Here is a 22223-nt window from a genome sequence, read left to right as displayed (position 1 = left end):
AACGTGCGGAACTCGGATGCCGATCGGCCGGGTACCCACCAGAATGGGAGAGGTGGACGGCCTGGACTTTCGCGTACTCGGCCCGGCTGAGGTCGTGGCCGGGGGCCGAGCCGTGCCGCTGGGCGGCAGCCGTCCGCTGATCGTGCTGGCCGGCCTGCTGCTGCGGGCCAACCGCGTGGTGTCCGTCGACGAGCTGGGCCGCTGGCTGTGGGACGACGACCGGCGCCGGTCCAAGGGCGCGCTCCAGACGTACGTGCTGCGGCTGCGCCGGGCGCTCGGCGACGGGGTGGTGATCCGCACCGAGCGCGGCGGCTATCTGCTGGAGGTCGACGAGGCGCTGGTCGACCTCGGCCGTTTCCGGGCTCTTGCCGCTCGTGGGCGCGAGGCCGCCGAGCGCGGGGAGCATCGGGCCGCCGCCGAGCTGTTCGCCGAGGCGCTGGGCGAGTGGCGGGGGCCGGCGCTGCAGAACGTCGAATCCGAGGCCCTGCACCGGGACGAGGCCGGGCAGCTCGCCGAGGAGCGGACCCGCGTGCGCGAGCAGTGGGCCGACGCGCTGCTGGCGATCGGTGAACACGCTGCCGTCATCCCGGTGCTGACCCGGCTGACCAAGGAGAACCCGCTGCGGGAGCGGCTGCACGAGCAGCTGGTGCTGGCGCTGTTCCACTCCGGCCGCCAGGCCGAGGCGCTGGAGGTCTACCGGCGGATCCGCGACGTGCTGGCCGACGAGCTGGGGCTCGACCCCGGCGCGGGCCTGCAGCTGGTGCACCGGCTGGTGCTCAACGGCGCGGAGCCGGACGACCTCGCGCTCCGCCACCCGGCCGCCCAGCCGCAGGTGCCGCGGCAGCTGCCGGCCGACCTCGGCGCGTTCGCCGGGCGTGAAGCCGACCTCAAGGCGTTGCACGCGCTCCTGCCCGAGGCGCTGGACGACGGCACCTCGACCCCCATCGCGTCCGTGGAAGGCATGGGGGGCATCGGAAAGACGACCCTGGCGGTGCACTTCGCCCACGCGATCGCGGAGAAGTTCCGCGGCGGGCAGGTGTATCTCAACCTGCGCGGGTACGGGCCGGGTGACCCGGTCGAGCCGCTCGCGGCACTGGAAACGATGATCCTGGCGCTCGGCGTGCCGTGTGACCAGATCCCCGCGGACCTCGACGGGCGGGCGGCCACCTGGCGCACCCACACCGCCGGCCGTCGGCTGTTGTTGTTGCTGGACAACGCGAACAGCACCGAGCAGGTGCGCCCGCTGCTGCCCGGCCCCGGCTGCCTGGTGGTGGTCACCAGCCGCTGGCAGCTGCGCGCGCTCGTGGCGACGCACGGCGCTCGGCGGATCGCGCTGGAGCAGCTCGGCGAGGAAGACGCGGTGGAGCTGCTGGCGTCGACGATCGGCGTGGACCGCGTGAACGCCGACCCGGCGGCGACCGAGCGGTTCGTGCGCTACTGCGGCGGGCTGCCGCTGGCGATCCGGATCCTCGCCGTGCGCGCGGCGCAGTTCCCGGACTTCCCGCTCGGCGAGTTCGTCTCGGCGCTGGACCGGGAGCCGGACCGGCTGGGCTCGTTCGACCTCGGCGACGGCGAGGAGACGAACATCCGCTCGGTGTTCTCGTACTCCTACCGCGCGCTGACGCCGCCGGCCGCGCGGCTGCTGCGGCTGCTCGGCCTGCCCACCGGCCCGGACTTCACGGCCGGGGCCGCGGTGGCGCTCGGCGGCCGGGACCCGGTGAGCACGCGGGCGGCGCTCGACGCGCTCGTCTCGGCGCACCTGCTTTCGCAGCCGCAGCCCGGGCGGTACCAGTTCCACGATCTGATCCGCGTGTACGCGGCGGAACTCGCGCACTACGTGGACGACGACGAGTGCCGCGCCGCCGCGCTGGACCGCCTGCTGGACTGGTACCTCGGTTCGGCGCTGAACGCGTCGCGCGCGATGCGGCCGGACCGGTTCTATCGCTCGCTCGGCCTGGAGGGCTGGACCAACGGCGTGGAGTTCGCGGATTACCACGCAGCTCTCGGGTGGTTCGCCGCCGAGTACGGCAACCTCGTCTCGGCCGTGCACCTCGCGTTCCGGCAACGGCGGTATGCGCACTGCTGGAAGCTGACCTGGCTGTTGCAGACGTATTTCGCCGGCCGCGCGCGGATCAACGACTGGCGCGCGGTGTACCAGCTGGCGCTGCGGGCCACCCGGATTTCCGGTGACCGCGACGGCGAGGCGGGCATCCTCAACGGTCTCGGCGTGATCGACGGGGTGATGCGCGATTACGCGTCTTCGCGGAACTATCTGGAGCAGGCGCTGGCGATCCAGCGTGAACTCGGCTCGCGCGAGGGGGAGGCGCGGGCGCAGTACAACCTCGCGATGGCGGCGAACAACCTCGAGGATTTCCCCAGCGCGTACGAGCACGGCACGCAAGCCCTGCAGATCGTCCGCGATCTGCGGCTCGGCGGTTTCGAGGCCAACGTGCTGCGCGCCCTGGGCGACCTCTGCACCACCATGGGCGACCACCCACGCGCCCTCTCCCTGGCCGACGAGGCCCTGGCCCTGACCCCACCCGACGGCGATCCGCGCGAGGGCCGGTATTCCCTGCACACCCGCGGCCGGGCCCTGCTCGGCCTCGGCCGGCACAGCGAGGGCATCGAGTGCATGTCCGACGCCGTCGACATGTTCTTCGCCATGGGCGAGCAATACGAAGCCGCGGACGTCCTGTCCCAACTCGGCTCGGCCCACCTCCGACTGGGCCACATCGCCGCCGCCCGCGACTGCTGGCTCCGCTCGGTACGGTTGTTGACGGAGATCGGGCACCCTGATGTTGATGACGTGCGGGCGAAGCTGGCTGCGCTGGTTTCTGTCCATTGAGGACTGGCGGGTGGCTGCGCTGAGGCGTTGGGGTGTTGCGCTGTTGGGTGGCCGGGCTGATGCGCTGCTCTGATGTGCTGGGTTGCTGCGTTGGTGGTGGCCGGGTTGCTGCGCTGGGGCGCTGCGCTGGTGGGTGACTGCGCTGATGCGCTGGTGGTGGCCGGGTTGATGCGCTGGGGCGGCTGTGCCGTTGGGTGGCCACGCTGAGGCGCTTGGGGTGTTGTGCCGGGGGTTGGCGGCCAGGGCCGGGGTGCTGCACCGAGGTGGTTGGCGTGGTGGCAAGTTGCGGTGCCGCGCCGCGCTATTGAGGCGCTGTGCTCGGCCGAGGCCTGGGCCGGGGCTGGGGCTGGGGCCGGTGGGCCGGAAGAAGGCGGTGCGGCGGTCTGCGTGCCGACCCCCAGAGACAGCAGGCAGACCACCGGCATCCGTACGCTTCACTCAACCGGAAGCCGCTCACTGTTCGCTCACTGTGGGTGGGGCAGAGGCCCGACGGTCTGGTCATCCGGTGATTGGCGTGACGCGAGCACGCCGGACCTACGCGGACCAGAAGCGAGCACACCGGACCCATGCACGCAGGACTCAGCCACATCGGACCCAGCCACACCGGACCGGCACGCTGGACGCGGGCACACCGGATTCGGGCGCGCTGGACGCGGGCGCGCTGGACGGGTCGAAGCTGGGCGGCGCAGTCTCAGCGTCGCGTCATTGCTTGAGCTGCGTGACGAACCGCCCGCCCTTCGCTGCGAACACGAAGTCCGACGGTGTTCCGTCGAACCAGGCCTGCTCCGGCCGTTGCCGTGGGCAGAAGGACCCGTTGCTCCCCACGGCGTTCAGCCGATGTGAGAGGCACTCCAGCTCGCCTCGCTGCATCAGTCCCGCGGGGCAGAAGTCCTTACGCCACAGCGGATATCGCCGACTCGACAGACCGCCTGGAATCTTGCCGACCGCGCGCCCCGGCACGCCGCGCCCCGTCTCGCTGCGTCGGGTGTTTCCCCGTGGCCGGTTCCGGTAGACCCGTCCGCGCGGCTCACGCCCGGACACCCGCACCACGTTCCGGGACATCCGACCCAACTGTGGGGACGCCCGTCTCATCGCCATCGCGCCTCCGGAGGGGATGGCGGTGTTGATTCCCGCCGTCGCGCCGACGGGCTCGGGGCGAATCCAAGTGCGCCGCGATCCCGCAGCTGGACGGGTTCGTGACCGCGGAGGCCCGGCGGCTTCAGGCCCACGAGAACCGCCACAGGCGGGACTGGACCAGTTCGGCTGCGTACTCCCGGAGGTTGCCGGGCTGGGCTAGGTAGGTGGGCAGGCTGAAGGCGCGGTGTTCGGCGGCGACGGTAAGGGCTCGGGCCTGGTTGCGGGGTGGGGCGGAGACGGACAGGACCAGCGAGTCGAAGCCCAGGCTGAGCAGGGTGGCGCCGAAGCGGTCCTCCCAGCTGCGCAGGACAGCGGAGAGTTCGGCGACCTGGTCGGTCAGCTTGATCATGCCCGTCCAGCCGAGGTGGGCCGGGATGTCGGCCGGGCGGCTGGTCTGGACCAAGCCCAGGCGGTGCGAGGTGCGGGTGGACAGGATGGAGCCGGTGTTGCCCGCCTCGGCCAACGGGTCCGAACGGCGGTGGGAGCGGCGGGCCAGGCCGGGGAACCGCGCGCCGAACGGGCGCAGGCAGGCGCCGTCGCAGCAGGAGGTGTCCCACCAGCGCGCCAGCACTTCGGCCGGATCGGCGGAGCCGACGCGGTGCGCGGCCGGCGCGAGGTGGCCGCGGTCGTCCAGCCAGTCTTCACCGCGGGCGGCGAAACGCTGGTCGTGCGGGATCAGCACCGGCCAGAGGCCGGACCGGTCGAACTCCGCGACGCAGCTGAGATACCGCTCGGGCCGGGTGAGCGGCTCGTCGGACACCCAGATGCGCCCGTGCCACCGCCCGGGCGGCAGGGTCTGGACCGGCGGTGCCCCGAGGCCGGGGCGGAACGGTGCGATCGTCATGGCTTCCCCTCGAACTGGTGTTCGGTAGTGCATGTCGAACAGTAGTTCGAGGGTCTGACAATTTCCAGGGTTTTGGTCGCTCATCCGTTCGAGTGAATCGGAAAACTGGCAGGTCAGAGCGTCAGAAGACCGCAGTGAGCCAAGAAATCAGTGTCGGACGGGGCTGCTGTGACTGCTGTGAACGATGCGGCAAGCGGGTGACGACCAGCCCACGGCCAGCCCTGCGACCAACTCGATGACCGGCCCCACGACGACCCCTACGACGTGCCCGGAACCAGCCCCCGCAGCAGAACCCCCAGCGTGAAGTCGAACCGGTCGTGCTCGTCGCCGTGGGTCAGCTCCCGCGCGTACGCGACCGTGTTCGGAAACCGGCTCTCCGGCAGCATCTTGAACCGCTCGATCAGCTCGGCCCGATCGACCCCGTCGCCGTCCTCCTCGGGCCGCTGCCGCAATGAAGCCTCGAAGCTATGCGCGCTCACATACAGGAACGCGGCATCGCTGGCCCAAGCGGCGGACTGCGGCGAGACCCCTCCGGTCAGCAGGATCGTGAGCAGTCCCTCGCCGATGCGCAGCGTGTCCAGGCTGTTCGGCGTGCCCGCCAGCGCCGCGCGCGAGATCCCCGGGTACCGCAGGTACTGGTCGCGCAGCTGCCGGCAGACGTCGAGCACCTGCTCCTGCCACCGCGCCGGGTCCGGCGTGGGAAGGGTCACCTTGGCGCACAGCTCGCCGATCAGCAGGTCGTCCAGCTCCGCCTTGTTGCGCACGTGCGCGTAGAGCGAAGACGGGCCGGTCTGCAGCGCTGCGGCGACCCGGCGCATGGTCAGCGCCTCGAACCCCTCGGCCTCGACGAGCTGGAACGCGGTGTCCACGATCCGGCCGACCGTGATGGGCGCCTTGCGTGACCGCGACGTGGCCCGCGTGTCGTCCAGGGCCGCGATCTGGGCCGCCCACTGGTCACGGGAAACGGTGCCGCGCGAAGCGCTCCTGTCAGCCATGGGGCCGACTATAGCACTTGACTCGAACACTGTTCTAACATAGAACGGTGTTCGTACGACATACGCGGAAAGGAGCGCCCATGAGCGTCCGAAGCCCCCTGGCCCACGCCTCGCCCCAGTCCCTGCGCGAGGCCTGGATGGCGCTGGCCGGGCTGTCCGCGGTGTTCCTGTTCGAGATGCTGGACAACTCGATCCTGAACGTCGCGCTGCCCACGATCGGCCACAGCCTGCACGCCTCGACCGTCGCGCTGCAGTGGGTGACCGGCGCCTACGCGGTCGTGTTCGGTGGGCTGATGCTCGCGTTCGGCGCGATCGCCGACCGGTTCGGCCGGCGGCGGGTCATGCTCGTCGGCCTGGTGCTGCTGGGCGTCGCGAGCCTGGCGACGGCCTTCGTCACCACCGCTGAGCAGCTGATCGCCGTGCGGGTGGTGATGGGTGTCGCCGCGGCGATGACCACGCCGGGCTCGATGGCGCTGGCCTTCCGGCTGTTCGAGGCGGACAGCCTGCGCGTGCGGGCGATGACCGTGATCTCCACCGTGGGCATGGCCGGGCTCGCACTCGGCCCGACGGCGGGCGGGCTCGTGCTCGCCATCGCGCCGTGGCAGGTGCTGCTGCTGGTGAACGTGCCGATCGCCGGGCTCGCGATCCTCGGCATCCGGGCCGGCATCGCCGAGGACGATCCGGCGGACCTGCACCGCGACCCGGTGGACGTCCTCGGCGCCGTGCTGGGCACCGCGACGGTGCTGCTCGCCCTCGCCGCGCCCACATTGTTCGTGAACGAGGGCACCGGCTCGTGGATGCCGTGGCTGGCCGCCGCCGCGGCCGTCGTGGCGGCGATTCTCTTTGTGCGGCGCCAGCTTTCGGCGCGTCACCCGCTGCTCGACCTGAAGCTCGTCGCCCGCCCGCTGGTCTCCAGCGGCCTGGCCTACAAGGCCGCGTCCGGGCTCGCGACGGCCGGTCTCGGCTACCTGGTGACGCTGCAGCTGCAGCTCGCGTGGGGGTGGTCGCCCACGCTCGCGGCCATCGGGATGCTGCCGCAGGTGGTGGTGCTCCTCGCGGGCGGCCGGTTCGTCACTCCGTTCGTGGAACGGGTCGGCCTGGACCGGGCCGCCTGGCTCAGCGCGTCGGCGGTGGTCCTCGGGCTCGCCGTCTACGCCCTGATGAACAGCTTCGGCTACGTGTGGGTGGCCGTCGCGCTGGTGATCGAGGCCGCCGGGATGCGCGTGGTCGGCGCGGTCGCCGGGGTCAATGTGCTCCGCGGCCTGCCGAAGAACCGCAGCACGATCGGCGCGGCGTTGGTCGACACCGCCACCGAGGTCACCTCGGCCGTCGGGATCGCCGTCACCGGCACTATCCTCGCCGCGCTGTTCACCGGCAGCATCGCCACGTCGAACTGGACCGCGCGCCAGACCGCGCAGTTCCAGGCCGCCGCCACCCTCTCCGGCCTGGTGGTCACCGTGGTGGCCGCGGCGCTCGTCGGGTGGGCGATCCTCCGCATGCGTGGCGCCGCGGAGGACCGGAAACCCTTATAGCCCAACGAAAAACTACAGCGGTCGCCGCAGGTCCTCGGCGTCCACGATGTGGTAGGCGTAACCCTGTTCGGCCAGGAAACGCTGGCGGTGGGCGGCGTACTCGGTGTCGACGGTGTCCCGCGAGACGATCGAGTAGAAGTGCGCCTGACGGCCGTCCGCCTTGGGGCGCAGCAGCCGGCCGAGCCGCTGGGCCTCCTCCTGGCGCGAGCCGAACGTGCCGGAGATCTGGATCGCCACCGAGGCCTCCGGCAGGTCGATCGAGAAGTTCGCCACCTTGGACACCACCAGCGTCCGCAGCTCGCCGCGGCGGAAGCGGTCGAACAGCTCCTCGCGCTCCTTGTTCCGCGTCGAGCCCTGGATCACCGGGGCGTCCAGCTCGTCGCCCAGCATCTCCAGCTGGTCGAGGTACGCGCCGATGACCAGGGTCGGCTCCCCGGCATGACGCTCCACAATGGACCGGATCACCGGGGTCTTGGTCATGGCCGTGGCGGCGAGCTTGTAGCGTTCCTCCGCCTCCGCCGTGGCGTACGCGAGGCGCTCGGCGTCGGTGAGGGTCACCCGCACTTCGGTGCACTCCGCGGGCGCGATCCAGCCCTGCGCCTCGATGTCGCGCCACGGCACGTCGTAACGCTTCGGGCCGATCAGGGAGAACACGTCACCCTCACGGCCGTCCTCACGCACCAGCGTGGCCGTCAGCCCGAGGCGGCGGCGCGACTGGAGGTCCGCCGTCATCCGGAAGACCGGGGCGGGCAGCAGGTGGACCTCGTCGTAGACGACCAGGCCCCAGTCGCGGGAGTCGAACAGCTCCAGGTGGCGGTACTCGCCCTTGGTCTTGCGCGTGACCACCTGGTAGGTCGCGATGGTGACCGGCCGGATCTCCTTCTTCTCCCCGGAGTACTCGCCGATCTCCTCCTCGGTCAGCGAAGTGCGCGCCACCAGCTCGCGCTTCCACTGCCGTCCCGCGACGGTGTTGGTCACCAGGATCAGCGTGGTCGCCTTGGCCTGCGCCATCGCGGCCGCGCCGACCAGCGTCTTGCCCGCGCCGCACGGCAGCACGACGACGCCGGAGCCGCCCGCCCAGAACGCCTCGGCCGCGCGCCGCTGGTAGTCGCGCAGCTCCCAGTCCTTCTCGTCGAGGTCGATCGGGTGTGCCTCGCCGTCGACGTAGCCCGCGAGGTCCTCGGCCGGCCAGCCGACCTTCAGCAGCGCCTGCTTGAGCCGCCCGCGTTCGGACGGGTGCACGACCACGGTGTCCGGGTCGACGCGCGCGCCCAGCATCGGGCTGATCTTCTTGTGCCGCGAGACCTCCTCCAGCACCGCGCGGTCGGTGGTGGACATCACCAGCCCGTGCGCCGGGTGGTTGGCGATCTGCAGCCGGCCGAACCGGCCCATCACGTCGACGACGTCGATCAGCAGCGGCTGCGGCACCGGGAAGCGGGAGTAGGTGGTCAGCGCGTCGACGACCTGCTCCGCGTCGTGCCCGGCGGCTCGCGCGTTCCACAGCGCCAAAGGCGTGATCCGGTAGGTGTGGACGTGTTCGGGGGCGCGCTCCAGCTCGGCGAACGGCGCGATCGCGATCCGCGCGTCGTCGGCCTGCGCGTGGTCGACCTCGAGCAGCACGGTCTTGTCGGACTGGACGATCAGGGGGCCATCAGTCACCTGTCCTTTATACGTTCCCGCGGCGGCCGTCCTCCCGCCGCGGGCCCGCGGGTGCCAAGATGATCGGCAGGACCATTGGGAGGGGCCCCTTGAGCACACCACCGTTCGGCGTCCCGTCGGCAGCGAATCCGTTCCAGCCCCCGGGCTACGCGCCGCCGCCGCCACCGCAGCCGGGCCGGCCGGGGCCGCTCAGCGCAAGGACGAAGGCGCTGCTCGGCGGCGCCGTCGTGGTCGCGCTGGGGCTCGGCTCGCTGGGCGCGTTCGGCGTGGCCGCGATCGCCCGCTCGGCCGGCCCGCCGTTGGCCGGCAGCTGCCTCTACCTGAGCCAGGAGAGCCTCGGCACCCAGTCGTACCACGGGGTCGGCTGCTCGGATCAGCGCGCGACCTACCGGGTGGACAACGTCGTGCACGGCTCCTCGACCTGTCACGGCAGCGACTACGTGCGGTTCCAGGTCTTCAGCGGCTCGTCCCGCAGCTCCGGCTCCACCCCGGACGAGACGCTCTGCCTGGCCCTCAACGTCTCCTCGGGCGACTGCCTGCGCAACGTCGACGACGAGACGTCCGTGCGCAAGGTCACCTGCACCGATCCGGCCGCGGAGGCCCGCGTCAGCGTGCACGACGGCGACGACAGCCAGTGCGACGCCGCGGCCACTGCGCTGGCGTACTCGGGGCCGCCGGCGCGGACCGTCTGCCTGGTCCCGGCCGGCGAGAACATCTAGCCCGGCCCGGGAGAACAACTAGCTACGGCTGGTCTTCCTCCGGCAGCATCGCCTGCACGTCCAGCCGGTTCGCCAGCTGTCCCGCGGTGTGCATCAGGTCGGCGACCCGCTGCAGCCGGGTCGCCGACAGCGTCGTCGGGTAGGTGCCGAGCGAGATCAGCGCCGCCGTGGTCGCGTCGATGTCGGAGAACGTCGGCAGCGCGTCGCGCACGATCGCCGAGTCGCCCGCGGTCAGCTGGGCCTGCATGAGCACCCGGCGGAAGGCGGCGAGCGAGTGCGGGGCGGCCTGGGCGAACGCGCCGGTGGCGGCGTAACCCGAGGCCGGGAAGTCCAGGGTGGCGCCGCTGGAGCCGTCGGCGAGGATCTGCGCGCCCAGCTCCTTCTCCGCGCGGGTGATGTACGGCTCGACCATCAGCGCCGCGTCGGCGTCGCCGGACTGCAGCGCCTGCGGCATCTGGTCGAACGGCCGTGCCACGTAACGGATCTTGGCCCGGTCGACGCCGGCGGTCGAGAGCACCGAGCCCGCGGTCAGCGCGCCGATGTCGTCCGGGGTGTCCACCGCGATCTTCGGCGATTTCTTGGCCGTGGCCTCGGTGTAGCCGGAGCCGGGGAGGGTGACCAGCGCGATGGTGTTGTCGCCGGACGTGTAGGCCTCGCCCTGGAGCTGGAGGGTGGTGCCGGAGCTCGCGGCGCGGAACAGCGACACGTCGCTGCCGAAGGTCACGTCCAGTTGACCGGAGGTCAATTTGGCCAGCCCGTCGTTCGCGCCCAGCTCCACCAGGTCTACGTTCAGCCCGGCTTCGCGGAACTTCCCGGCGGCCACGGCGATCCGCAGCGGCGCCGTGTCGATCGGGTTCGCGACGCCGACGCGCAGGGTGGTCCGCTCCAGCGCCGGCGGCGGCGCTGAGTCACCGGAAGAGAACAGGGAGCAGCCGCTGGTGGCCAGCAAGACCGCCACCAGTGGCAACGCCAGTCCGCGTACGTTCATCCGCTCTCACCTACCGAGAGAATCTGCTCATCATGCTGGAGCTTATGGTCCGCTGCCCATACCATCGCGGACAGGGCCGTGGCCCCGCCAGAATGGCTTCCCGATCTGCCCGAGGTGACCTACTCTTCAGTAGGTTCGAGCTGCAAAACCCGATGCCGTCCGTGGGTGAGGTCCCGCGGTGAAAAGGAAGCCCAGGTGACCCGTCGCGACAAGCGTCCCCGCAAGGGCGACGCGACGGATTCCGCTGCCCGGCAGAAGGACGCGACGGATTCCGTCGCCCAGCAGCACGTCGGGGGTCGCTGGCGGCTACGCAACTGGCGGCTGCGCACCAAACTCTTCGTCGTCCTGCTGATCCCGGCGCTGGCCGTGGTCGGCCTGGTCGGCCTCCGTGTCAGCAGCGATCTGCGTGACGCCCAGCAGCTCGCCGAGTTCGCCGCGCGCGGCCGGGTGGACAGCGCCGTGGCCGAGGTGCTGCACCAGCTTCAGCGCGAGCGCGACGTCACGGTCCGGTTCGTGGCCGGCAACCGGCAGGGCAACCCGGCCGACCTGGCCGGCCAGCGCACCCGCGTGGACCAGGCCATCGGCGCCTTCGAGCGGACGCTGGCCGACAGCAAGCCGCGGCTCGCCGCCTCCGCCGCCAGCAGCCTGCAGCAGAGCGACGACCGGCTCCGAGTGCTCGGCGGCCTGCGGTTCTCCGCCGAGCACTCCGCCTACCCGGCCGACGCCGTGCTGCGGTCGTACAGCGAGCTGATCTCCGGCCTGCTCGACATCAGCGACACCGCCGCCGCCGATGTCTCGGACCCGCAGCTCGCGCGGCTGCGCCTGGCCGGCAACGCACTGGCGCGGATCAAAGACCAGATGTCGGTCAAGCGCGCGATCATGGCCGAGGCGCTCGCCGAAGGCAGCCTGAACCGCGACCGCACGCGCGCATTGCTGGGCGCGGAAGCCGAGCTGGCCGCCGCGCGCAACGACTACCGCACCTTCGCCACCCCCGACCAGCAGCGGATGTACGACGACACGGTGATCGGCCTGGTCGTCGACATCGGCAACGACCTGGTCGAGTCGGCGCTGACCCGCACCGAGAACGGCCAGTCGCTCGCCGGGCTCGACCCGGACCAGTGGGACACCGCGGCCACCTACACGGTCAACCTCACGCACCAGGTGCAGGAGGCGCTGCTGTTCCAGCTGCAGCAGCAGACCGACGCGATGGCCGCTCGCGCCCGCACGTCGACGATCTGGGACGGCGGCATCGTGCTGGCCGTGCTGCTGGTGGCCGGCGTGCTGTCGGTGATCATCGCCCGCTCGCTGCTGCGGCCGCTGCGCGTGCTGCGGCGGACCGCGCTGGAGGTCGCCGACCACCGGCTGCCCGAGGCCGTGCAGCGGCTGCTCACCGACCCGGACCCGGCGCCGGAGAAGATGCGGCACCGCGCGGCCGTCGCGCCCGTGCCGGTGTTCACGCGCGAGGAGGTCGGCCAGGTCGCGCGGGCCTTCGACCAGGTGCACGGCGAGGCGGTGCGGCTCGCCGCCGAGCAGGCGCTGCTGCGCGAAAACGTCAACGCGATGTTCGTCAACCTCTCGCAGCGGAGCCAGGATCTCGTCGAGCGGCAACTGTCGGTGCTCGACCGGATGGAGGCCGACGAGCAGGATCCGGACACGCTCGCGGGCCTGTTCGAACTCGACCACCTGGCCACGCGGATGCGGCGCAACAGCGAGAACCTGCTGGTGCTCTCGGGCACCGACCTGGAGCGCGAGGACACCGGCGCGGTGGTCGCCGACGAGATCATCGGCGCCGCGCTCAGCGAGGTCGAGCACTACCAGCGGATCGAGCTGGGCCCCGGCCCGGCGCTCGCGGTGCGCGGCGAGGCCGTCAACGACCTCGTGCACGTGGTTTCGGAGCTGCTCGAGAACGCGACGCGCTACTCCGACGAGCGCACCACCGTCACCGTCGAAAGCGCCCGGACGGCGGACGGGGCCTGGCGGATCGACATCACCGACCGCGGCGCCGGCATGCCGCAGGCCGAGATCGACCGCACGAACGCGCGGCTGGCCAACCCGCCGGACGTCGACGTCGAGGTCTCCCGCCGGATGGGCCTGTACGTGGTGGCGACGCTGGCCGTGCGCCACGACATCGACGTCCGCCTGCATCCCGCCGAGGGCACCGGCCTGCGCGCGACGGTGCTGGTGCCGGCCGCGCTGATCGCCGAAGTCCCGGCGCCCGCCCCGGCCCCGGTCCCGCCTGCGCCGGTGGAACCCGAGCCGTCGCCGGAACCGGAGCCCGCGCCGGAACTGCTGGCCCCGCTCGCGCCACTGACCCCCGTGGCCGAGCCGGTGCCGGAGCCGGACTCGGAATCGGGGGAGGACGTGTTGCTGACGCCGGTGCTGGAGCCGGGGCCGCCCCGGCGCGCGCCGGTGGTGGAGAGCAGCCAGCCGTGGCCGCCGGCCGCGGAACAGCGCTCGCACCTGGAATTCGACGCGCCCACCGAGCGGATGCCGGCTTACCGCGACGTGCTTTCGCGCTGGTTCGACGCCGTGTCGTCGTCCCCGGACGCCCCGCCGCCCGCGCCCCCGGAGCCGCTCCCGGTCACCCCGGGCCACGACACGCCCCGCGCCGAGGCCGAGCCGCCGCGGCACGCCATGGCGGTGCCGGAGCAGCTGGCCTTCCCGGTCGCCGAGCCGGACCCGGAGCCGGACCACCGCATCGCCGAGCCGGAATACCCCGAGCCCGAATACCCCCGGTCCGAATATCCCGAGCCGCAATACGCCGAAGCCGATTACCCCGAAGCGCAATATCCCGACGCCCAGTACCCCGCAGCGGAGTACCAGGAAGCCGAGTACCCCGCGTACCCGGCCGAGGAGCCGGAGTACCCGACGGAGGAGCCGGACGGCGCGCCGGCGCCGGACCCGCAGTGGCCGACCTCCGAGGAACTGGAGCAGGAGGACGGCGCGGAGGATACCTGGCCCTTCCTGCGGGTTTCCGACGTGGAGGACGGCCCCGGGCTGGTGCCGGAGCAGCGGCCGATACTCTCGCTTTCCCCCGAAGCGGTGCGCGAGCGGATGACGAGCCTTCAAGGCGGGTTCCGCCGCGGTCGCCACGCGCGGGGGGACGACACCCCGCACCCTGATTGAACGGATGAGGCATGAGCTCGAAGACCGCCCTGCTGGAAGTGATCGCGCTGGGCGCCGAGGACGCGCAGCGCGCGCAGGAGGGCGGGGCGGACCGTCTCGAACTGGTCGCCGACATGGCGAGTGACGGGCTCACCCCCTCGGTGGCGACGGTGCGCGAAGTCCTCGCGGCCACCGACCTGCCCGTGCGGGTCATGCTGCGGGGCACCAATTCCTTCGCCGCCGGAGACCTCGACGCGCTGCGGGCGGACGCCGCGAAGCTGGTCGACGCCGGCGCGCGCGAGTTCGTGTTCGGCTTCCTGACCGAGGAGCACGAGGTCGACGCCGACGCCTGCCGCTCGCTGCTGAAGGAGCTGGACGGCCTGGCCTGGACCTTCCACCGCGCGATCGACCGTTCGCGCGACCCGATCGCGGCGTTCGGCGTGCTGGCCGAGCTGGGCTGCGACACCGTGCTGGCGGCGGGCCACCCGGCCGGGGTGGGCAGCGGCCTGTCCGTGCTGCAGCAGCTCGCGCGCCGCGAAGACGGCCCGGCGCTGCTGGTCGGCGGCGGCCTGCGTGCGCAGCAGGTCCACTTGCTGCGCGCGGGCGGCGTGCGCGGGTTCCACGTGGGCAGCGCGGTCCGTCCCGGCGGCTGGCAGTCCACTGTGGACGTCGGCGCGGTGCGCCAATGGGCTGACCTGGTCAAAGCGTGACCTGATAACGGCCCGATTGCTCTACAGTCATCGGCGAGGTCTCCTGACCGGAGGACACCTGTCCCAGCTGAACCTGTCACTGCAGGCGAACAAGTCATGGGAGGTGGCCGGCTTGACCGAAGGGCGGCTCGTGGAGACGTTCGTCGAACTGGCCGACACGTTGATCGACGACTTCGACGTCATCGAGTTCCTGCACCTGTTGTCCGGCCGCTGCGTCGAATTGCTGAGTGTCGACGCGGCCGGGCTGCTGCTGGCGAACCCGGCGGGGGAGCTGCAGCTGGTGGCCAGCTCGGACGAGGAGGTCCGGCTGCTGGAGCTGTTCCAGCTGCAGGGGGACGAGGGGCCGTGCCTGGACGCCTACCGGCTCGGCCGGGAGGTGACGAAAGCCGATCTCGCGGAACCGGCGGACGAGTGGCCGAGTTTCGCCGCGGCCGCCACGGACCACGGCTTCCGCGCCATGCACGCGCTGCCGATGCGCTTGCGGACCGAGGTGATCGGGGTGCTGAACCTGTTCTCCGCGGTGCCCGGCGAACTGGGCGCCGAGGACCTGCGGGCCGCCCGCGCGATGGTCGACGTCGCGACGATCGGGCTGTTGCAGGCACGCACGATCCGGCATCACGAAGTTCTGGTCGAGCAGCTGCAGACGGCGCTGTCCAGCCGGGTGATCATCGAGCAGGCCAAGGGGTTCGTCGCCGAGCGGCTCTCGCTGGAGATGGACCAGGCGTTCGCCGTGCTGCGCCGCTACGCGCGCAGCCACAACCGGAAGCTGAGCGAGGTGTCCGGCGAGGTCGTCGCGCGGTCGGCGACGGTGCACGAGCTGTTCGAGCCACCGGCCGGACGCTGAGGGCCGGGTTGTCCATCCGGCGGAACGGGTTCGCCCGGTGGGCTGGTCTTCACCACCACACCCCGATCGAGGGCCTCCCGGGGGCCCGCGCGCGGCTATCGTTCGAAGTCTCCCGTCCCTGACCCCGGCGGCGTCATCGTCCGATCGCAGGTGCAGGAGGCGCGCCATGGGCGTGCGCATTCATTTCGGGCTCCCGGCCGGGACCGGGCGTCGTGATCCGGCAACGCCCGTCAAGCGTCAGCTGACCGGCGTGCGCGCCCTGCTGGCCAAGCGGGAGCCGCGACCGGCCCCGGGCGGGCCCGGGCCCAAAGCCGTTCACTCGGACTGATTCGCCGCCTTGGCGTTCATCAGCTGCCGCAGCTTGGACAGCGACCGGTGCTGGGCGACGCGCACGGCGACGGCGCTCGGCAGGCCCAGTGCCTCCGCGGTCTCCTCGGCGGTGAAGCCGAGGATCACCCGCAGCGTCAGCAGATCCCGGTGCAGCGGCGGCAGATGGCTGAGCAGCTCCCCGATCTGGAGCCGCACGTCGGTGCGCGCGTATTCGTCCGGTGCGGCCAGCGAGCTCCCGGCGCGGGTCTCGCCGGGGTCGGCGACCGGCTCGGACAGGTCACGGCTGTGGCGCCGGTAGGTGTCGGCGACCTTGTGCGCCGCGATGCCGAAGACGAATGACAGGAAGCTGTCCGTCTCGTAGCGGTAGCGCGGCAACGCGAGCAGCACCGCCACCAACGTCTCCTGCGCGCAGTCCTCGGCGCCGAAACTGCTGCCGAGCCGTCCGCGGCAATAGCGCAGCACAAGCGGCCGCAGCTCGGCGAGCAATTTGTCGACGGCCGTCCGGTCGCCCTCGATCGCGGCCGCGACCACACGGGCATCCAGACGGTGCGCGGGCGCGCGCTCGTCAGTGGACATCCCATGCCGCCCCGGGGTCGATTCGGTGATCGCCGCAGGAACGGCTGCCCCCGGGCGGAGTGCGCGCTCGACAGCCGGGGTCTTGGGGAGCTTCGCGAGCCTTCAGCAAGAGTCCTCCTTCCAGCCCGGGATGTCCATGTCGGCACCCCGGCGGGGGTGACGCCGGACGGCGCAGCAAGTCCGGCAAGTCCGGCATATCCGAACCCAAGGCGTATTCCGGAGCTATGCCACGGTAGTGGTCAAAAACGCCGGAAATTGTGGCGGTGGCACAAAAACGGAACAAGAAAAGGCCAGCCAAAAGTAGGTTCCTCGACGGCTTACGAATTTCTTATGCTCCCTCTGCTGTCGGAGCACGGGGCCCTGAGTGTGTTCCGGCGCGGTCCCCCACCGTTTGAGAGGAATTGCCATGCGCTTGCGCAAGCTCGTCGCCGCAGCGGTACCGCTGCCGGCCTTGCTGTGCCTTTCCCTGGCCCCCGCCGCCAACGCGGACCCGCTGGTCACGATGGCTGCCAACGCCGCCCCGCTGACCCAGAGCGACCGCACCGGCGACGTCGGCGCCGAGCAGCAGATCCCCGCGGCGCTGTCGCTGAAGCTCCACAACCAGCAGGCGCTGGACCAGTTCCTCTCCGACGTCCAGAACCCCGCGTCGCCGCAATACCACCACTTCCTCACGCCCGCTCAGTTCAATGCTGCATTCGGCCCAACGCAGGCGGATGTGAACAAGGCCGTTGCATTTCTGAAACAAAACGGCGCGTCCGGAATCGAAGTTTCCGGCAACCGTCAGGCGGTCACGTTCACCGGTTCGGCCGCACAGCTGGAATCCACGTTCCACACCGGCATCGGCAATTATCTGGACAAAGTCACCGGCCGTAAGTTTTTTGCCAACGACTCGGCGCCTTCGTTACCTGCCTCCGTCTCGTCGGTGGTCGGCGCGGTCGTCGGCCTCGACAACCACGCGGTGAAGCAGCACTCCGACACCAAGGCCGCGCCGCACGTGGTCAAGGCCGTGACCCCGCCGATCCTCAAGAGCGCCTACGGCACCAGCGGCCTCTCGGCCACCGGCGCGGGCGTGAACGTCGGCTTCGTCGAGTTCGACGGCTACAAGAAGGCCGACATCACCAGCTACGACTCGAAGTACGGCCTGCAGGCCGGCAGCGTCTCGACGGTCTCGGTGAGCGGCGCCAACTACGACTCGAGCCCCGGCCAGGGCGAGACCGAGGTCGACCTCGACATCGAGGTCGTGCACGCGCTGGCCGCCGCGGCCAACGACTACGTGTACGAGGCCCCGAACAGCAACGCCGGCGAGCTGGCGATGTACCAGAAGATCGCCTCCGACGCGAAGGTCAAGGTCGTCTCCATCTCGTGGGGCTCCTGCGAGGCGGCCGAGGGCTCCTCTGCGGCCAACAGCGTGAACAGCGCGATCTCGACCGGCACCGCGGAGGGCATCAGCTACTTCGCCGCCGCGGGTGACGACGGCACCACCGACTGCGCCCGCCAGACCGGCAGCTACTCGAAGGCGGTCGACTTCCCGGCGTCCAGCCCGAACGTCTCCGGCGTCGGCGGCACGCAGCTGACCGTCACCTCGTCCAACGGCTACAGCAGCGAGAAGGCCTGGAACGACGGTGCCTCGGGCGGCGCGGGCGGCGGCGGCATCTCGACGCTGTTCAACGCCCCGTCCTGGCAGTCGAAGCAGAGCACCACGAAGCGCAAGGTCCCGGACGTCGCGGGTGACGCGGCCGAGGGCTCGGCCTACACGATCGTCAGCGGCGGGACCACCGGCAACGTCTGGGGCACCTCGGGCGCGGCCCCGCTGTGGGCCGGCTTCGCCACGCTGCAGAACCAGGTCCACGGCGGCGGCCTCGGCAACCTGAACCCGACCTTCTACGGCATCGGCAACGGCAGCTCGTACGGCACCGGCTTCCACGACGTGACCACCGGCAACAACACGTTCAACGGCACCACCGGCTTCACCGCCGGCACGGGCTACGACCAGGTCACCGGCTGGGGCTCCTTCAAGGGCACCGGGCTTTCGGGCCTGATCGGCTGACGCGCCACCGCTTGTGCCGAGGGCCCCTTTCCCTGCCGGGAGAGGGGCCCTCGGTCCGTTTCGCCGGGCGTGGCCCACCGCGGGCAAGAGGCGGGATAGCGTGGGCCCCATGGGAAATCGCACCGTCCGGGACGCCACGCGCGAGCTGCTCCGGAACCTCGGCCTGACCACCGTGTTCGGCAACCCCGGCACCACCGAGGTCGCGTTCCTCACCGACTGGCCGGACGACTTCACCTACGTGCTCGGGCTGCAGGAGTCGGCCGTGGTCGCGATGGCGGACGGCTACGCGCAGGCCACCCGCAAGCCGGTGCTGGTCAACCTGCACTCGGCGGGCGGGGTCGGGCATTCGCTCGGGCACGTGTTCACCGCGTTCCGCAACCGGGCGCCGCTGATCGTGCTGGCCGGGCAGCAGACGCGCTCGCTGATGCCGGACGAGCCGTTCCTCGGGGCCGTCGAAGCGGCGAACTTCCCCCGGCCGTACGTGAAGTGGAGCATCGAGCCCGCGCGGGCCGAGGACGTGCCCGCCGCGATCGCGCACGCCTACCACGTCGCGACGCAGGCGCCGCAGGGTCCGGTGTTCGTCTCGGTCCCGGTCGACGACTGGGACCGCGAGGCGACCATGCCGCTGCCGACCGGGCACCGGGTGCCCGGCTTCGCGCCCGACCCGGACGCGCTGACCGCCCTCGCCGCCGCGCTCGACGGCGCCGAGCGGCCCGCGCTGGTGGTCGGCGCGAGCGTGGACGGCGACGGCGCGGTGCCGGATGTCGTGGCGCTGGCCGAAAAACTCGGCGCCGGCGTGTGGGCCGCGCCGATGTCGTCGCGCTGCTCGTTCCCCGAGGACCACGAGCTGTTCCTCGGCTTCCTGCAGCCCGAGCGCCGCGCGGTGGCCGACGCGCTGCAGCCCCACGACCTGGTGGTGGTGCTGGGCGCGCCCGCGTTCACCTACCACGTCTACCGCGGCGAGCCCGAGATCTCGCTGCCGCCGCTGTACCTGATCAGCGACGACGACCAGATCCTCGCGCGGGCCGGCAACGGCACCGGGATCCGCTCGACGCCGAAGCTCGCCATCCGCGCGCTGGCCGAGCAGGTCCAGGCGGCCGACCGGCCCGTCGCCGCCAAGCCCGCGAAGCCCGCCAAGCCGGCCGAGACCACGCCGATCTCGCCGGACTTCGCCTACTCGGTCGTCGCGGATCTGTTGCCGGGCAACGCGATCGTGGTCGAGGAGACGCCGAGCCACCGCACCGGCCTGCACAACCACCTGCCGATCACCGCCACCGACACCGGCTTCCTCACCGTCGCGAGCGGGACGCTCGGCTACGGCCTGCCGGCGGCCGTCGGCGCGGCCATGGGACGGCCGGACCGCAAGGTGGTCGCGGTGCTGGGCGACGGCTCCAGCATGTACTGCGTCCAGGCACTGTGGACGGCCGCGCGCGAGCACGTGCCGGTGACGTTCGTGATCCTGGACAACGCGCAGTACGCCGCAGTGCGCATCCTCGGCGAGGACGCGGGCGGCCGGAAGATGCCGGGCACGGAGCTGGGCGGCATCGACTTCGCGCAGCTGGCGCTCAGCATGGGCTGCCCGGCCAGCACCGTCGAACACGCCGAAGACCTGCGTCCCGCGCTCGCCGCCGCCTTGGCGACGGCCGGGCCGAGCCTGGTGCACGTCAAGGTGGACCCGAATCCCCGGACCATCTACTGACGCGCTTTCCGGTGCGGCCACGGCCGCATTGACCCGACCGGGTGACGCTGTTTGGATGTCCGGGTGCAGCCTCTACTCACTCCCGGACAGCAGGAACTCGTCGACCAGGCCGGAAAGCTCGCGGACGTGTTCGCCGAGCGCGCCGCCCTCCACGACCGCGAGAACACCTTCCCCCACGAGAACTACGAAGACCTGAGGGAAGCGGGTTTCCTGCGCCTTTCGGTACCCGAGGAGCTGGGCGGCTCCGGCGCCGGGCTGCCGGAGATCCTGCCGGTGCTGGAGCGGCTGGCGATGGGCGACGGCGCCACCGCGCTGGCGTTCACCATGCACCTCTCGCCGCTGGGCCAGTGGGCCAGCGTCTGGCGCCGGACGAAGGCGCCGCGGCTGGCCGAGCTGCTGACGAAGGCGCGTGAGGGCAACCTCGTCTGGGCGTCGATCACCAGCGAAACCGGTCTGCGCAACGACATGACGGACTCGAAGACGTCCGCGGTGAAGGTCGACGGCGGTTTCGAGCTGACCGGGCGCAAGAGCTTCGCGACCAACTCGGCCGTCGCCACGCACTGCTCCACCACCGCGCGCTACGAGGACGCGGACGGCGGCCCGCGGCTGCTGCTCTGCCAGATCGCGCTGGACCAGCCCGGCGTCACGATCCACCCGACGTGGAACACGATGGGCATGCGCGGCACCCAGAGCAACGACGTCGAGCTGGACAAGGTGTTCGTCGAGGACGCCGCCGTGGTGCACTCGCTGCCGGTCAAGCACCTCGACGCGCGGGTGCTGGAAACCGTGTGGGCGTGGGCGATGCCGGCGTTCTCGGCCGTCTACACGGGAATCGCGGCGGGCGCGCTCGACTGGACCGTGAAGTCGTTGCGGCAGCGCGGAAAGACCGGTGACCCGGTGTTGCAGGACGCGATCGGGGAGTGCCAGATCCTGATCGAGGCCTCCCGCGCGCTGATCCACCGCCACGCCGAAGAGGTGACCAGCCGCCGCCTGTTCACCGGCGACGTGCAGGACGGCGTCGCGCGCTGCTCGATGGTGAAGTACGTGGCCGCCAACAACGCGGTGCAGGTGATGCAGCGCCTCGTGGACGTGCTGGGCGGCATGTCGTACACCAAGGCGCTGCCGTTCGAGCGGATGTGGCGTGACGTGCAGGCGAGCACGTTCATGCCCATGGGCAACATGGCCACGCGCAAGCTGGTCGGCGCCAACGTGCTCGGCGTGCGGACGCTGCCGGAGATCAGCCCGGACGAGACTGGCCACGACTCGCGGGCCAAGGCCTGAAGGACTCGTGAGTGTTTGTGCCGGTTAGAACCGGCACAAACACTCACGAGCTTTGCGCGTCCTCGGTGACGGCCTTCTCGGCCTTCTCGGCGGCCGAAGCCAGCTCCCACTCGGCGGCGTCCGCGGCCGCGGCCTGCGCCGGGCTGCCGTGCAGCAGGCGGGCCACCTCGCCGCGCAGGGTGACGAACTCGGCCGACTCGCGCGTGGTGATCTGGTCGCGCTGGGCGGGCAGCCCGACCGGCAGGTCCGCGACGATCCGCGCCGGCGACTTCGACAGCACCAGCACCCGGTCGCCCAGGTAAACGCTCTCGTCGATGTCGTGCGTGACCAGCAGGACGGTGGTTCCCTGCTGGGCCTGCACGCGGCGCAGCAGGTCCTCCAGCTCGAACCGGGTCTGCGCGTCGACGGACGCGAACGGCTCGTCCATGATCAGCAGCGCCGGGCGGCTGGCCAGTGCGCGGGCGATGGACACCCGCTGTTGCATGCCGCCCGAGAGCTGCCAGGGGAACTTGCCGCCGACTCCGGAGAGCCCGACGGCCTCCAGCGCCGACGCGGCCTGGGCGCGTCGCTCCGCCTTGCTCAGCTTTCCCCAGCGCAGCGGGAATTCGACGTTCTTCGCCACGGTCAGCCACGGGAAGAGCGAGCGGCTGTAGTCCTGGAACACCACGGCCAGGTCGTCGGGCACGCCGTCCACCCGGTCGCCGTGCAGGCTCACGGTGCCGGACGTCGGCGGCAGCAGCCCGGCGATCGCCCGCAGCAGCGTCGACTTGCCGCAGCCCGACGGGCCCACGATGCACGCCAGCTGGCCGGCCTCGACGGTGAACGACAGCTCGTTCACGGCGGTGTGCGCCTTCTCGCCGGTGCCGTAGCGGTGGCTGAGGCCGGAGACCTCGAGCATGGTCGACATTTCTG

General features: G+C 71.5%; 16 protein-coding genes. 9 read left to right on the top strand and 7 right to left on the bottom strand.

Features of this window, described 5'->3' with window-relative positions; translation table 11 throughout:
* Positions 1-43 precede the first annotated feature (43 nt).
* The gene (locus OG371_RS11200) at positions 44-2845 is read left to right on the top strand and encodes an AfsR/SARP family transcriptional regulator (protein WP_329068251.1); all 2802 of its coding nucleotides are present in this window, start codon (positions 44-46) and stop codon (positions 2843-2845) included.
* A 702-nt stretch (positions 2846-3547) separates the two neighbouring features.
* Here OG371_RS11200 and OG371_RS11195 read toward each other — a convergent pair.
* The 3 genes from OG371_RS11195 to OG371_RS11185 form a co-directional block, all read right to left on the bottom strand.
* Positions 3548-3715 carry a DUF72 domain-containing protein gene (locus OG371_RS11195; RefSeq protein ID WP_329068249.1) on the bottom strand — a complete coding sequence of 56 codons (168 nt, stop codon included), beginning with the start codon at positions 3713-3715 and terminating at the stop codon, positions 3548-3550.
* A 349-nt stretch (positions 3716-4064) separates the two neighbouring features.
* Entirely contained in the window at positions 4065-4826 is a 762-nt protein-coding gene (locus OG371_RS11190) for a DUF4253 domain-containing protein (protein WP_329068247.1), read from the bottom strand.
* Between the two features lie 257 nt (positions 4827-5083).
* A complete protein-coding gene (locus OG371_RS11185; protein ID WP_329068245.1) occupies positions 5084-5821 on the bottom strand; it encodes a TetR/AcrR family transcriptional regulator in 738 nt (245 codons plus the stop codon).
* 80 nt (positions 5822-5901) lie between these two features.
* Between OG371_RS11185 and OG371_RS11180 the strand changes: the two genes are divergently transcribed.
* Entirely contained in the window at positions 5902-7353 is a 1452-nt protein-coding gene (locus OG371_RS11180) for an MFS transporter (protein WP_329068244.1), read from the top strand.
* A 12-nt stretch (positions 7354-7365) separates the two neighbouring features.
* Here OG371_RS11180 and OG371_RS11175 read toward each other — a convergent pair whose 3' ends face one another.
* A complete protein-coding gene (locus OG371_RS11175) occupies positions 7366-9012 on the bottom strand; it encodes a DNA repair helicase XPB (RefSeq protein ID WP_091617289.1) in 1647 nt (548 codons plus the stop codon).
* A gap of 89 nt (positions 9013-9101) precedes the next feature.
* On the opposite strand from OG371_RS11175, the gene OG371_RS11170 reads away from it, so the two are divergent.
* Entirely contained in the window at positions 9102-9731 is a 630-nt protein-coding gene (locus tag OG371_RS11170; protein WP_329068240.1) for an LppU/SCO3897 family protein, read from the top strand.
* A gap of 22 nt (positions 9732-9753) precedes the next feature.
* Here the strand turns inward: OG371_RS11170 and OG371_RS11165 are convergent, their stop codons facing one another.
* Complete coding sequence (locus OG371_RS11165; protein WP_329068238.1) at positions 9754-10719, bottom strand: ABC transporter substrate-binding protein; 966 nt, start codon at positions 10717-10719, stop codon at positions 9754-9756.
* 195 nt (positions 10720-10914) lie between these two features.
* Between OG371_RS11165 and OG371_RS11160 the strand changes: the two genes are divergently transcribed.
* The 3 genes from OG371_RS11160 (at position 10915) to OG371_RS11150 (ending at position 15378) form a co-directional block, all read left to right on the top strand.
* The gene (locus OG371_RS11160) at positions 10915-13845 is read left to right on the top strand and encodes a sensor histidine kinase (RefSeq protein ID WP_329068236.1); all 2931 of its coding nucleotides are present in this window, start codon (positions 10915-10917) and stop codon (positions 13843-13845) included.
* Positions 13846-13856: 11 nt separating this feature from the next.
* A complete protein-coding gene (locus tag OG371_RS11155; RefSeq protein WP_329068234.1) occupies positions 13857-14534 on the top strand; it encodes a copper homeostasis protein CutC in 678 nt (225 codons plus the stop codon).
* Between the two features lie 112 nt (positions 14535-14646).
* On the top strand, positions 14647-15378 hold the full coding sequence (locus OG371_RS11150; RefSeq protein WP_329068232.1) for a GAF and ANTAR domain-containing protein: 732 nt from the start codon (positions 14647-14649) through the stop codon (positions 15376-15378).
* 315 nt (positions 15379-15693) lie between these two features.
* Here OG371_RS11150 and OG371_RS11145 read toward each other — a convergent pair whose 3' ends face one another.
* A complete protein-coding gene (locus tag OG371_RS11145) occupies positions 15694-16284 on the bottom strand; it encodes a sigma-70 family RNA polymerase sigma factor (RefSeq protein ID WP_329068230.1) in 591 nt (196 codons plus the stop codon).
* A gap of 406 nt (positions 16285-16690) precedes the next feature.
* On the opposite strand from OG371_RS11145, the gene OG371_RS11140 reads away from it, so the two are divergent.
* The 3 genes from OG371_RS11140 (at position 16691) to OG371_RS11130 (ending at position 21311) form a co-directional block, all read left to right on the top strand.
* The gene (locus OG371_RS11140; protein ID WP_329068228.1) at positions 16691-18331 is read left to right on the top strand and encodes a S53 family peptidase; all 1641 of its coding nucleotides are present in this window, start codon (positions 16691-16693) and stop codon (positions 18329-18331) included.
* Positions 18332-18440: 109 nt separating this feature from the next.
* Positions 18441-20030, top strand: coding sequence for a benzoylformate decarboxylase (mdlC, locus tag OG371_RS11135; protein ID WP_329068226.1), 1590 nt, complete (start codon positions 18441-18443; stop codon positions 20028-20030).
* Between the two features lie 63 nt (positions 20031-20093).
* Entirely contained in the window at positions 20094-21311 is a 1218-nt protein-coding gene (locus OG371_RS11130) for an acyl-CoA dehydrogenase family protein (RefSeq protein WP_329068224.1), read from the top strand.
* 43 nt (positions 21312-21354) lie between these two features.
* On the opposite strand, the gene OG371_RS11125 is transcribed toward OG371_RS11130, so the two are convergent.
* The gene (locus OG371_RS11125) at positions 21355-22218 is read right to left on the bottom strand and encodes an ABC transporter ATP-binding protein (protein ID WP_329068222.1); all 864 of its coding nucleotides are present in this window, start codon (positions 22216-22218) and stop codon (positions 21355-21357) included.
* Positions 22219-22223 lie beyond the last annotated feature (5 nt).

Source organism: Amycolatopsis sp. NBC_01480, assembly GCF_036227205.1.
Classification (GTDB): domain Bacteria; phylum Actinomycetota; class Actinomycetes; order Mycobacteriales; family Pseudonocardiaceae; genus Amycolatopsis.
This window is presented reverse-complemented; position numbering and strand designations above follow the sequence as displayed.